General features: G+C 67.7%; 1 protein-coding gene (only partly in view). It reads right to left on the reverse strand.

Annotation, left to right across the window (positions count from 1 at the left end):
* On the reverse strand, nucleotides 1–14,380 hold the 3' portion of the coding sequence (locus WC969_12185; GenBank protein ID MFA6030606.1) for a hypothetical protein. The gene runs 21,302 nt beyond the window's last position; only the last 14,380 of its 35,682 coding nucleotides appear in the window; the start codon falls outside the window, past its right edge; its stop codon occupies nucleotides 1–3.

Consider the following 14,380-nt stretch of genomic DNA (forward strand, 5'->3'; position numbering starts at 1 on the left):
TTAGTGAATAACGCCGATCTTCCGGATGACGGTGGCCGTGCCGAGCGAGGAGCCGACCTTGATGCGGGCGATGTAGCCGCCCTTCGAGACGAGCCGGCCCATGCCGTTCTTGCCGTCCCACTCGACGAAGTTCGGGCCGAGGCGGCCGCCCATGTCGCCGGGGTTCTTGTGGATGGTGCGCACGACGTAGCCGAGGAGGTCGTAGATCGTGATGTCCACCGATGCGTCGGCGCCCAGGGTGTAGGTGATCTGCGTCTTCCCCTCCGGCCCGCCCTTGCGGGAGTCGAAGGGGTTCGGGAAGTTCGAGACGTTCTCGATGACGGTGGTCGCGAGCGTCGTCGCGACCGAGGCGGATTCCGACGACCACGGCGAGGGCAGGCCCGCGTAGTTGTAGGCGCGCACGCGGTAGGTGAGGAACTGGTTGGCCATGCGCGGCTTCTCCGCGGGGCTGGTCGCCGCGTTGCCGACGTTGAAGGAGTTGTTGACGACGCCCCCGGTCTTGACGGCCGGGATGATGCCGAGCGAGTGCCAGACGGGGTCGACGCCGCTGCGCTCCTGGACCTCATAAGCCATCATGCCCGACTCCCCGTCGCCGGCGGGCGACCAGGCGACGACGAAGCTCGAGCCCGAGGGCTGTCCGGGCGGCACCTGGGGGATCGCGGTGCCGGGGGAGGTCGGCGGGGTCGGGTCGATGCGGAAGACGGCCAGCGGACGGCCGCCCTGCGAGGGCATATAGCTCGACGGCGCGTTGACGTCGCCGCTGAAGCCGCGCACCGAGATGAGCACCATCCCGTCGGAGACCGTCTCCCCCTTCAGGTGCTGCTGCGGCAGGGAGCCGGCGCAGCCGCGGCCCGTGCTGACCGGACAGCTGAGCTGTCCGGTGACGACCTCGAAGGTCTTGTTGTCGACGCGCTTGACGCCGATGATCTCGGAGCCCACCGAGATGCGTCCCTGGTCGAAGAAGATGGTGGCGTCCTCGACGCTGATGGTCGCGTCGTTGGGTCCGAAGGAGGCGGTGAGGCGTGTGATCTTGGGCACCGGCAGCGCGAGGCCCGAGACGGTGCCGGAGGTCGCCATGCCCACGTTCTTCCAGCCGAAGGTGAAGCTCTCGGGCTTCTCGAAACTGTCGCCGACGGCAAGCTGGTAGCCGCCGAGCGTCCCCGTCGAGGAGGGCAGGGCCCAGGCGATGTTGATGTTGGTGCTGTTCGCGTTCCAGGCCGACATGGCCAGGCCCTGGTCGGAGAGCGGGAGCTGGTTGCCGTCCTTGTCGACGATGAAGTAGACGGGGTTGCCCTTGCCGTCGTCGGCGACCTTGTCGGGGATGCCGTCGTTGTTGATGTCGATGTCGAGGATGCCGTCGCCGTCGATGTCCTGCGACGGCTTGTCCGTGCCGATGAGGCTGACGAACTGGCGCTGCCCGGTCCTCAGGAAGTCGAAGTTGTCGGGGACGCCGTCGCCGTTGAGGTCGATGAGCGGCTCCTCGGCGAGCGCGGGAACGGCGGCGACCTTGCCGATCGGCTTCGTCATGATCCAGCGCGTGGGATCGGGCAGCGGACGGCCGGTCGCCGTCGAGAGGATGACGTTCCCGTCGATGTCGCGCAGCGCGAAGGCGGGGTAGCCGTTGTCGGCGACCGTGATGGCGGGCAGCACGTTGGAGAGCGGGATGATGGCCGTCGAGATCCGCACGAGCGTCGACTTCGCGGGGAACTGCAGCTCGTTGGAGACGTCGGAAGCCGCGGTCAGCTCGGCGGAGTTCGGGCCGATGATGTCCGCGAACTTGTTGAGCGCGAAGCCGACGCGGTCGCCGAGCGTGCTGCGGCCGGCGAGGTCGACGGTGGAGATGTCCACGGCGATGAAGATGTTGACCGGGGTGGTCGTGATCGTCAGGTAAGGGATGCTCGAGACCGAGAGACTGACGAGCGCCGTGCCGTCGTCGAACTGCGGGAGCCCGCCGGCGAACCCGTTGTGGGTGAGGTTGCCGATGAGCTTGTCGGTGTTCGGCGTGAACGCGTCGTTTCCGTCGTCGAGCCAGACGGTGACGGCGCGCGCATCGCCGCGGGCGACCGGCGCCGGGTACTCGGAGATCGTGCCGGCCTGGCTGAGCTTGAGCTGAGCGACGCGGACGAAGTCCGAGTTGACCTTCATCGTGTACTGCATGAGCGGGACGTTGGTCTGCCCGGCCGTCGCCGCGGCGGGGGCGATGTTGCGCGTCTGGAACTTGAGGGTCAGCGGAGTGATGTGCACCTTCGTACCCTTGAAGGGATAGGTCCCCACGAGGGACCCGTTGGGAAGGGTCTTCGAGACGTTGTACCTGACGACCGTGCCGGCTTCGTCGGGCAGCTTCAGCCCGATCCAGGATTTGTCGAGGATCTCGACGGAGACCTCGTCGTTCTTCACGGCCGTGGCGCCGATGTTGTAGGTGAGGAAGAAGACGGCCGGGGTCGGCGAGAGGATCTGCGGGGCCGAGAGCTCGACCATGGTCTGCAGGTCCACGTCGTTGGTCTGATTGAAGAGGTCGACCTTGCGCACGTTGGTCCCCAGACCGTGGCCGATGGCCGGGGTGGGGCCCGTGCCCAGCGCGTCGCCGCGCGAGACCACCGTGAGCGTGGGGAACGTGGTGCCGCCGATGAGCGTGCTCCCGTAGCCGCCGCTGAAGGTCATGAGCTCGGCGTCGCTGACATAGACCCGGCCCTTGCCGCTCAGCGGGAAGCCCGTCGTCGAGCCCAGGACCAGCTGGAACGGCGGGGCGGCCGACGAGGAGACGACCTGCATGAGCAGGGTGCCGGCCTCCGAGATGTTGAGGTCCGCCTCATCGAGCTCGTCGTTCTGGTTGATGTCCTTCCAGAGGCGCACGAAGCCGACGTCGGTGTTGCGCCCGAAGAGCTTGTCGGGGTCCTGGCTTCCGCCGCTGCGCGCCACGCGCAGGCTCTGCCAGGTCGCGAGGCTGATGTCGGTGCGCAGGTTCATGCGCAGGAAGTTGACGTTCTGCTGGGCCTGCCCGACGGCCTGGACGGCGCTGTTGAAGATGGTGTCGTTGACGCCGAGGGTCAGCTTCGCAGGGACCTTGTCGATGATGACCTGCGGACTCGTCTCGAAGGGCGCCGAGGTGAGGGCGACGGAGTGCGGCACCTCGACCGTCACGTAGCTCGTGCTCGGGATGCGCAGGCCCTCCGAGGTCCCGACGCCGGCGAACTGCGAGATGTTGTAGCTGACGAAGAAGGTCTGCGGCGTCGTACTGACCGTGACCACCGCCTTGAAATTCGCGCTCACCGTGCCCGACGAGAAGGTCTCGTTGCCGTAGGTGATCATGTTCGAGTATTCGCCGGCCGCGTCGGTCGCGCGGTCCAGGTCGGTGAAGAGCCCGTCGTCGTCGACGTCCTTCCAGACGCGGACGAGGGTGATGTCGGTGTCGAGCGCATCGGCGGAGCCCGAGCGGTCGAAGGCGAGCTTCTGCCAGCGGACGGTGTTGCGGTCGGTCCTCGCCGTGACCTTCGCGATCGGCACGTTGACGTCGTTCTGCATCGCGTTGTTCGGAGAGAAGCGCGCGAAGGTGAGCGTCAGGGTGTTCACCGTCGGCACGACGGGGAACGGCGGCGTGAATTTGCCGCTGGTGACCACGGTCTGGTGGCCGGCGCCCGCCGGGCCGAGCGAGAAGTCGGTGCCGACCGGCTGGTAGCGCCCGATGGACTCGTTGCGCTGCGTCGGCAGGTCCTTATGCGTGAAGTGCGCGGCCTGGTCGATGTCGATCGAGATGTAGTAGGTCTGCGTCGAACGCGGAACGAGCGTGTACTCGGTGTTCAGCAGCGAGGGGTCCTTGATGTTGATGACCACGACGCCGTTCTGCATCGTCCCCTTGCCGAGCATGATGTCCTGCTGGTTGAGCATCGTCGTCGGGTCGCGATGGAAGTCCGGCGCGTAGCCCGTGCTCGAGGAGCGCCAGAGCTTGACCGTCGTGACGTCCGTGTCGCGGACGTTGATGCCCGGCGGAACCTCGAACTGCATGCGCAGACGGTTCCACTGGACCTGGAAGCCGCCCGAGTAGGCCTCCATCCGGGCCACGGCGTTGTTGATCGTCCCCTGCTCGAGCGGCGGAGCGATGACGGCGCCGCCCGAATGGGGCTGCGGCTTCGTGTCGACGAGCGCGCGGTGGACGTTGAGCAGCGCGGGGATGAAGATCCCGAGCCCCGGCGGATACTCGACGAAGCCCACGGACTCGTAGGAGACGATCTCCTCGTCGACGGTGAGGTAGGTCGTCGCGCCGCCCGTGGGCAGACCGGAGGTCGAGCTGATGAGCCAGTAGGTGTCCACGACCCCGGTGCCCGTAGCCGTCGCGACCGGAGAGCTCACGGTCGGCGCCTCGAAGGTGCCGTGGGCGGCGGAGAACATCGGCACCATGCGCAGGTACATCTTCTGCGGCGAGGGGATCATCTCGCGCGTCTTTCCGGCATAGGGCAGCGGAGAGGTCCCGTCGTAGTAGTTCGGCAGCGAGAAGGCGTTGGCCGCGGGCTCATCCACCGAGGGGTTGTTCCGCGGGAAGGCGTCGGCCTTGAGGATGGCGCCCAGGGTGCGCGGCTGCTGGGTCACGGGGTCGTTGGTCTCGGCGTTGTTGGAGAGCAGATAGGCGATGAAGAAGCGCTGGGAGTCCTTGGCCTTGCCGACCGTCGTCACGCGGTACCAGTCGAAGAGGTTCACGCGCGCCTGCTGCGGATTGCCGGCGTTGCCGAAGGTGCCGGTGCCCACGAGCACGTCCTGGCCTTGCTGGAAGATGCCGTCGTTGTTGACGTCCTTCCAGACGGACACCAGCTGGACGTCGTTGAGCTGGGCGCCCACATCCGCCGAAGTCCCGGTGGCGGTGACGACGAACCAGCGCCAGAGCGCGTCGCCGACGTCCGTCTTGAGCGTGAAGGAGAGCACCGCGCCCGTCGAGAGCTGCTGCAGGAACGGCCCGAGGTTGACGTCGTCGACCGTGTTCGTCGAGACGACGGTGACCTTGTCCGGGAACTCCTGCACGTTGGGCACGAGCGAGCGCGTCAGGCCGAGCGGGGGCAGGCCCACGTTGAAGGTGGACATGGCCTTCGGCATCTGGATGAGGAAATAGTGCGTGTTCGGCACCATGACGCCGAGGTTCGCCGAGGGGCCCACGGTGGCCTCGGGGTTGACGTCGAAGGTCACGAAGAAGTGGCGCGGCCCGCCCGTCAGCGTCTGACCGCCGCCCACGCCGGTGATCGGGATGCGCGCCGGGCCGGAGATGACGGTGTTGGTCGCGAAGGAAAGCTGGGCCGTGCCGTCCATCGCGCGCGTGCAGTTGCGCCAGGCGTTCGACGAGAAGTCGACGTCGAGGCAGAGCATGACCTCCTTCTGGTTCTCATCGGCCTGGGCGTCGTTGAACACCAGGCGCTCGGGCGTCGCCGGCATGACGTCGTCGGTCGGGAAGAAGTCGGCGAGGTTGGTGACGAAGACGTCGATGGGGCCGGGGGTCGCCGCATCGATGGGCGAGCGCAGCTTGCCGGTCGGGAACTTATGGACGATGCCCGACTGCGGCGAGACGATCTGGTCGGTCGTGTTGCCGAAGAGATCGGGGGTCGCCTCGAGCAGGCCGTTGCCGTTGACGTCGGACCAGACCTTGATGTCGAGGACGTCCGAGGCCTGGTTGAGCAGTTTGAGGTAGCCGCCCGTCGCGTTCGAATGGATCCAGCGGTCGAACATGATGCCCGACCAGACCGCCGAGCCGGTGTAGGTCCTGAGCGTGAGCTTGGAGACCGGGGCGTTGACGTCGTTCTGCGTGATCGAGGTCGCGACCGCGCCGATGCCGCCGTCGCCTTCGGCGTCGACCTTGTCGACGTAGGCGAGATCGGAGGTCGCGTGGACCGCCGCGTTCGTCGAGACGATGGGCGAGAAGGAGAGGACGTTGCCGTTGCCGAGCAACGGGATGATGTCCGAGGGTCCGCTGATCTGCACCCCATGGGTATAGGTCGGCGCCGCGCCCGCCGCGACGTCGAGCACGACGAAGTAGGTGATCGTCGAGGGCGAGACCGTGCGCTGGGCCTCGTTGTAGGGGTCGATGTCGGGCGTGAGGATGCGCAGGCCGAGGCTCACCGACCGGTTCGCGAAGGTGATCGGGGCGCTCGTGACGGTGAGCTCCTTGTCGATCGAGTACTGGAAGACGCCGTCGCCGCCGGCCGGGTTGCCGTCGGGACCGGTGTCGCAGAAGATGCGCACGCCGCGGATGTCGCCGTCGGCGCCGCTGCCGTTGTGCGCGACGCGGACCTTGCCGACGGTGCCGGTATGGTTGTCGGTCCAGAGCTGGAGCTTGAGCATGCCCACGAAGTTCGCGCCCTGGTCGACGTAGCTGTAGCTGGCCAGCGGCTGCTGGACGCCGAGCTCGTTCTTGGGCGACCACCAGGCGCCGATGTCGGAGCCGATGACGTTTACGCGCGCGGCCTCGCGCTCGACCGGGGAGGTCGCGGTCTTGATGGCGAAGAAGTTGCTCGCCACGCCGACCTGACTGGCCGGGGAGAGGCGGAAGAACGAGGGCGAGGGGATGGTGATGCCCAGGTTCGAGGGCAGCTCGCTCTCCAGATACCCGGTGGCCGCCATGCGCAGAGTGATGAACATGTTCTTGACGTTCGTGTTGACCTTCATGCGCCCGGGGTCGGCGACGTAGAGCTCGGTCTGGTTCTGGTTCGGGTCGCCGAAGACCCAGAGGTTGTTCGCCGTGTCGAGCGCGGCGGTGGCGACCAGCACGTCGACGTCCTCGTCGAAGAGACCGTCGCCGTTCTCGTCGAAGTAGAGGGCGAGTTCGTCGACATGCCGCGGGTCCAGGAGGCCGAGCTTCTGCACCTGGAGGCCGGCGATGTCGGCCTGCAGCGTGGCGCTCGAGGGAGCGACCTTGACCGACATGCGCAGCATCTCGACGGCGCGCGGCGAGGTGACCGTCCGGCCGTCGCCCTGCCGGATGACCGGCCGCGTCTGACCCGCCATCGCCTTGATCGTCTTCACCGTCCCGTCGAAGTTCTTCTCCGGAGCGAGGTCCTGCGGGAAGACCACGATGCCGGCGGTCTGGATGTTCCCGTCGGAGAGCAGGGTCGGGGTGTAGCTCGCGTCGTTGAAGGCGCGGCCCGCGTCGCTGGTGCGGCCCCAGATCCACGGCATCGCCGTCGCGGTCGCCGAGAGAACGAGCTCTTCGACGACCGAGTCCTGCAGCTGCAGGCCGGTGAAGATGCCCGGGTTGGAATCAAGCTCGCCCTTGAACCAGTGGGAGTTCGGCACGTCCGTGCTGTTGCCCAGGTCCATGAGCTGGACGCTCTCGGAAGAACCGGAGGTGAAGAACGTCACCAAGCCCTCGAAGTACTGCTTGTTGTAGGGGTGGCCCGCGGCGATGTTCCCGTACTTGTCGCGCAGGACGACGCCGAGATTGCGCCCGCCCACGTTGCGCGCGATGACGCCGGGCACGCCCACGCGCAGAGGAGCCGCGATGGTGAACGGGTGATAGAGGGTGATGTAGTCCGCCCTGTTCGGCGTGATGTAGGCGTCCTGCGTGATGAGCGGGATGGAGTAGCCGTCCTGACGGACCACCGAGGCCTGCAGGGTCGTGGTCCCGACCTTCGTGTCCCACACGTAGAAGCGTGCGCGCGGCGAGCCGATGTCGATGGTGATCGGCAGCGGGGAGTCCGCCGGGCCGATCTTGCGCCAGTCCGAGCCGTCCTTGACCGTCTTCAGCGGGTCCTGACCGCCGCGGGTCGTCGGCGAGTTCTGCGAGTTGATGAGCACCGTGTGGAAGGCCCAGCTCGAGGAGGTGACGTTGCCGAACTCGTCGAGCAGCTCGACGTCGATGTAGGTCGGCATCGGCATGAGCGTCGTCGTGCTCAACTGCACGGTCGTGCCCGCGATGAGGTAGCGGTTGGGCGACGTGAAGCGCGCGAAGGTCGGCGGACCGGGGGCCACCGAGTAGGTCGCGGTGACGATCTCCCAGAAGCGGTTCTGCACCGAGTCCACGGTGAGGGTCTGGGTGCTCGAAGTGACCAGCGTGTCGATGACGTAGAAGGTCGTCGCCGACTGGCCGACGTTGAGGCGCGCGACGCCGGTGGATTCGATGAACTCGCCGGGGTCCGGACTCGAGAACTGCGTGCGCCCGAAGGAGTTCGACTTGATGCTGAACTCCACGTAGGGGAAGCCGACGTCCTCCTGGCCGGGCTTGATGGCCGAGGGGTTGCCGAAGCGGTCCTGCACCTGGAAGACCAGCACGTCGCTGGTCGTGCCGGCCATCAGGACGGGGTTCGCGAGCGGCGGCACCGCGATCTTGCTGATGACGTCGGGGATCGTGTTGACGAACTGGGCCGAGCTAAAGAGCACGGCGTTGTAGTCGGCGATGCCGATGACCGGACGGCTCGACAGGGCGGGCGGGTAATAGGTCGACGCGCGGGTGTCGAGGTAGAAGAACGTGGTCTCGAACTGCAGCGCCGGGATGGTCACCGAGCTGACCTCGGCGAGGAAGCGCGGCGGGCTGCCCGCGGCGATGTCGCTGGAGTGCGAGAAGGAGAAGGCGTCGTCGTAGGTCGCGCTCAGGCGCGAGACCGTCGTGAGGCTGACGACGAAGGGCACGGCGTTCGCCACCGGGTTGTTGAAGCGGTCCTGCGTCTGCGCCTGGAAGGAGCGCAGCGTGACGCCGCCGATGTCGTAGACCTTGCCGACGACCTCGCTGTTGACGCGGTTGCCGAAGCCCATGGTGACGGACGCCAGCGGGTCGAGCTGCATGCTGAAGGTGGCGGAACTCACGTCGGTCCCCGTCGGCATGACGCGCAGCGTCCAGTAGCCCGGGCGGCCGCGGTTGCCCTTGTTGGTCCCGGGGTCGGGGCCCGCGTACGAACTCATCTTGTCGCGATATCGGAAGTCCACCTGCTTGAGCCCGTCGGGGATCGAGACGCTGACGAGATAGTTGTACGGCGAGTTGGGCTCGGCGAAGCCGTAGTCGCCGCTGACGCTGTTGGGGATGCCGGGGCGGAAGCCGCTGCCGGTGTGCACGGCGACCTGGTCGGCGGGCAGCGAGAGCAGGATGTCGGTCTGGCCGAGGTCGGTCGAGTTGCCGAAGTCGTCTCGGCGCTCGACGGCGAAGGCGCCGCCGCTGGCCGGGTCGTCGCCGACCGGGGCCGACGCGGTCGTGGAGACGAGCACGATCTGGCGCACGTCGCCGCCGATGGTGAAGAGCGAGCCCGTGACGTTTCGCTGGGTCATGATGTAGGGCGTGAGGTTCGCCGGGGCCGTGGCGGTGCCGATCCACACGCGCGCGGAGTCGCCGGCCTTGCTGGAGACGAAATAGGCGAGCGGCACGTTGAAGTTGTCGAGATCGCCGTTGTAGCCGATGCGCCCCACCTCGTCGGTGTACATCCTCGTCGAGACGCCGATGGGGTGCCAGCTCGTCCCGTCGTACCAGGACAGCGTGCCCGAGGAGCCGATGACGTTGCAGACGTCGAGGTAGACCGGAGCGCTCGAGACCAGGGGGTTGTTGTAGATGTCCGAGAGCTGGCCGTTGAACTGGACGTAGCCGTAGGCGAGCAGGTTGCCCGCCCGCACGTTGATGGTCGTCGAAGGCGGACCGGGCTTGACGGTGACGGCGCCGGCCAGACCCGGCTTGACGTCGATGGTGGGCTTCGTCGAGTAGCCGGCGACGTCGCTGTTGACCGTCCAGTCCGACTGCTGTTCGGCCCGCATCCAGCGCGTGCCGGCCTTCTTGAGGGTGGCCGCGGAGTTGAAGGTCTTCATGCCCTGGTCGGCGTACTGGAAGGTGTACTGCGGCGGGATGAAGTTCGCGTCCTGGGGCTGGTCGAAGAGCTCGGCCGTGAAGAGCACCGTCTGGGTGTAGAGGTTCGGCCCGGTCGAGAGCAGGTTATGGAACTGGTCGTGCGCCGTCAGCGTGAAGCTGATGGGGTTGCCCGCGGTCGTGCTCGAGGGGACGTTCGAGAAGTGCAGGTGGTGCGCGGGACCCGGGTGGACGGGGAACTGCGCCGAGGTCGCCGAGCTGTAGACGACCGTGGAGGCCGCGGTCGTGGCCGCGACGACGCTGTAGGTCGTCAGCGAGACGATCGGGGTCACGGTGTAGGTCCAGTTGCCCAGCTGCAGCGGGGCCGCCGGCGGGAGGAGCGCCACCGGGTCGGCCGGCATCGTGAGCTGGACATCCGGCATGGTCGCCGTCGGGTTCGTGTCCCAGTTGACGCTCGCCGAGGAGATCTCGGTCGCGGTGTTGAAGTACTTGTCGACGAGGTTCACCGTGACCTGGAACGCCGACTGGGGCATCGTCATCGTGAAGGGCAGCGGCGTGCCGGTCTTCCCGGGGGTGTCGGTCGGGAGCAGGCCCGCGCAGTACGGGGCCGTGTTGCACTTGCCGGGGACCTGCGTCTCGCCGGGCAGCAGGACCTGCAGGGCGGTCGCGGTCGAGGCGAAGACCTTGAAGCGCGGGGAGGCGGAGGCCGGGGGCTGCACCACGCAGTCGTTGTTGGGCGGGTTGGCCGTGCAGATCTTGTCGACGAGCTGTTCGCGCGGGTAGACGGCGACCGTGACGCCCGTCGTCTTCTGCACCAGCGCCACCGGCAGGGCCAGGCTGCCCGAAGCCAGCGGAGCGGTCGCGGGCTCCACGTCGTAGATGTCGGTGGTCTTGAGATAGACGTTGGGCCCGTTGCCCTGCTCGCCGTTCACGTTGCCGTAGCGGTCGACGAGGTTCACCGTGGCCAGGAACGGCACGCCCGCGGTCTGCGTCGAGACCGTGCCGGCCTTGCCGCCGGCCGGATAGTTCATCGCGCCCGGGATGGGGACCTCGCCGGGCAGCAGGACCTGGAGGCCGTAGGGCGCGTCCGCGCGGATGGTGAAGGTGGAGGTGTAGGGCGAATCCTGCAGGCCCGAGGCGCTGTAGTCCTCGGCGATGAGCTGGTGCCAGGTCGCCGCGGCGAAGAGCGTCGTCGGCATCGCGGTCGGGTCCGTGATGCCGAAGGAGGTGTTGATCGGCGCGATAGGCGCGCTGACCGAGAACGGGAAGCCCGACGGGGTCTTGATGCGGATGTCGGCGGCGCGGCCCGGCACGAGGTTGTTGAAGCGGTCGACGATGCCGACGCTGGCGTAGAACGGCTGTCCCGCGCGCAGGTTCGTGGCCGGGGCGCCGGCCTTGCCCAAGGCCGAGCCGGGGTCGAAGGTCTCTCCGGGGAGGATGAGGATGAGGTTCTTCGGCAGGCCGGCCGTGACGTTGACGGGCGTGCTGGTGTCGGTGGCGAGCGACTGCCCCCAGTCCGGCGGGGTCGTCTTCATCTCGGCGCGGATCTGGTTGGCCATGGCGCGCTTGAACACGATGTCGACGAGCCAGACGCCTTCGAGCGTGAAGGTCGCCGGGGTCACGGTCGCGAACTGGTCGGTCGGGACGATGCGCACCTGCTGACTGGCGCCGGGCGTGAGGTTCCAGAAGGAGTCCGTGATCTCGACGGTGATGGTGACCGTGGAGCCGGCCGGCTGATCGGAGACCGAGCCGCCGCGGCCGTTGGTCGTCGAGCCGGGGACCGCGTATTCATTGGGCAGGCGCACGCGCAGGCGCGTGGGGTTGCTCGGGGTCAGCGAGAAGGTGCTCGAGACGACGCCGGCGAGCAGCGGCTGCATGCCGCTCTGGTCGGTGAGCGTCAGCGAGCGGGTCCCCGCGGTGCGCATGGTCACGGTCGTGATGGCGACGCCGTTCATCATCGTGAGCGTCCAGGAACTCTGCGCGAAGGTGTCGTTGGAGACCATCTTGACGTTCGTCTTGAAGATGCCCTCGACGTAGTTGAAGCCGGGGTCGACGGCGTACACCGTCGCCTTGAAGGACTCGCCGGCGATCTGGGCGCTGGGCACTCCGGTGACGCCGACGCCGTCGGTGCGGAGCTGGTTGGGGAGCACCACGACGAGCTTCGTGGGGGTCGAGGGGTTGACGATGAAGCGCGTGGAGACGCCGGTCTGCACGTTGTCGCCGGTGCTCGTCGAAGCCCAGATCGTCCAGCCCGTCACGGTGCTCTGCGTGATGAGGTAGGTGTGCGTGGTGACGTACTGGCCGTTGTTGGTCGTGAAGTCGCCGAGGGAGGCGAGGTGGTTGTTCGGGTCGTCGGAGTAGAGCCGGTACGCGCTGTTGAAGCCCGGCAGCACGCGGTTGTAGTACTGGTCGACGAGGTTCACCGTCACCGAGAAGGTCGAGCCGGCCAGCTGCGAGATGGCCGAATGGGTCGAGCGGCCGAGGAGGGCGACGTCGCCGGCGCGCGCGGTCTCCGTAGGCACGAGGACCTGGAACTGGTACGGCGGCCCCGGATTCACCGCGATCCCGTAGATCGTGGAGGACGAGAGGTTCGAGCCGTCCGCCGTGGACACTTCGATCCTCCACGGCCCGCCCATGGGGTCGACGACGGTGTTCGAATAGAACTGGACGTTCGTCGTCGCGGCTCCCGCCGTGAGCACGAGGTTCGCCACCGAGGGCGCGTTGGGGTCGGTGACGCGGATCTTCGCCGTGGGGGAGAGCGAGGTCACCGGGTTGTACCAGGCGTCGGTGACGTAGACGGCGATCGGATAGCTGTTCCCGGTCACCGTCGAGACGGCGGCGCCGGTGAAGCCGGTCGGCGAGCCCTTCTCGAGGCCCATCCCCTGGGCGAGCGCGATGATCCTCGCCGGCGCGTTGGGATCGACCCTGACCAGCGTCGAGGTCGACGCCAGGATGTCCGGATTGTTGAGCGGCACGGCCCAGACGCGGTTGCCGGCGGAGGTCGCCGAGGCCAGCGTGGCCGTGAAGGCGGTCTCGCCGTCGGAGTCGAGGATGGTGTCCGCCGGCAGCGTCGCGTACGGGTCGTCGGAATAGAAGCGCAGCATCAACGGCGAGCCCGACGCGATCGGGAAGAAGTTGGCGTTGGTCAGCCGCACCGTGAAATTGAAGGGCACGCCGGCGGTGAAGTTCTGGACCGCGGGCATCCCCAGGTTCCCGTCCGGGGTCCCGGCGCGGCCCTGGTTCGGGACATCGCCCGGCGCCGGCGTCTCCCCCTGGACCAGGAGGGAGAGGCGCGCCCCGACGACGGTGAACACGCTGGAGGTGCTCGAGAACACCCCGGTCGTCGTGCCGCAGACGGTCTGGGCGCCGACGCGCACGGGGGTATAGGTGAAGGACGTCGCCCCGTTGACGAGGCTCAGGAACGGGGTCGGGATGCTCGCGAGCGTGTCGGAGGCGGTCATCCCCACCGCCGAGGAGACGTCCACCGCGTTCCAGAACTGGTCGACGCCTCGCACCGTGAAGGTGAAGGGCGTGCCCGCCGGGACCTGCGTCGAGGCGAGGACGACGCGCCCGCCGTTGACGCCGGTGTCGTAGGGCGGCTTGCCCGGCGTGTAGACCTCTCCCGGGATGAGCGTCATGAGCTTCGAGAACGGCCGCGTGTTCGTCGTGAGGCCCGCGATCGTGTGCGTCGCGATGTTGAAGAACTCCGCATCCACCGCGTCGAGCTGCAGGGCGTTGGTGGCCGTGCGCGGGATGAAGCCGAAGCTGATCATCTGGCCCTGGGAGAGCGACTGCGCCGTCGGGGTCGAGGCGTAGAGGTCGCTGGCGCGCAGGGCGACGAGGCGGCCGTCCATCGTGCGGTTCCAATAATCATCGACGGCGCGGATCGTGACCTGATAGTTGTTGCCGGCGAGGAACGGTCCGGGCGTGCCGCCCTTGCCGAGCAGGGAGCCCTCCATCGGGTATTCCCCCGCCCCGGTGTGGCTGGGCAGCAGCAGCTGGAGCTTCGTGACCGGGCCGGGGTCGACCTGGACGTTGAGCGAGGTCGTGGAAAGGTAGCTCGTGCCGCCGTTCTCGCCGGTGTCCATCGCCTGCACGGTGAGCATGGCCAGCGAGGGGACGCAGAGCGGGCAGGTGCGCGCGGCGGGCGTGAACGGGAAGAGCTTCGAGCCGCTGATGAGCGGCAGCTTGTACGGGTCGGCGATGAGCCCGCGCCCGACCATCTGCACGTCCGAGAAAGCGAGCTGGACCATCGGGTTCGTGATGCTCGGCACGTAGACCGAGGTCGCGGACTCGACGTTGTAGAACTGGTCGACGAGGTTGACCGTGGCGTTGTAGGTCGTACCCGCGGTGAGCGGGACGAGCGCGCCGGAGAAGCCGCTCAGCGAGCCGGGCAGCGACTGCTGGCCCGGCAGCAGGAGCTGGATCTGCCAGGGGATGTTGGGCACGACGACGACGCCGGTGGACATCTCGAGGAAGCCCGGGGTGTCGGTGCGCACCGCGACCTGGATGCCGGTCGAGGCCGCCAGGACGTAGACGGCGTAGGTCGTCGCGGCCTGGGTCAGCGTCTTCGTCGAGTCGGCGGTTCCGAAGGAGGTGTTGAGTTCGAGCCAGACGTTGGGC

This window comes from Elusimicrobiota bacterium (assembly GCA_041660925.1).
Lineage (GTDB): Bacteria > Elusimicrobiota > Elusimicrobia > UBA1565 > UBA1565 > JBAZUV01.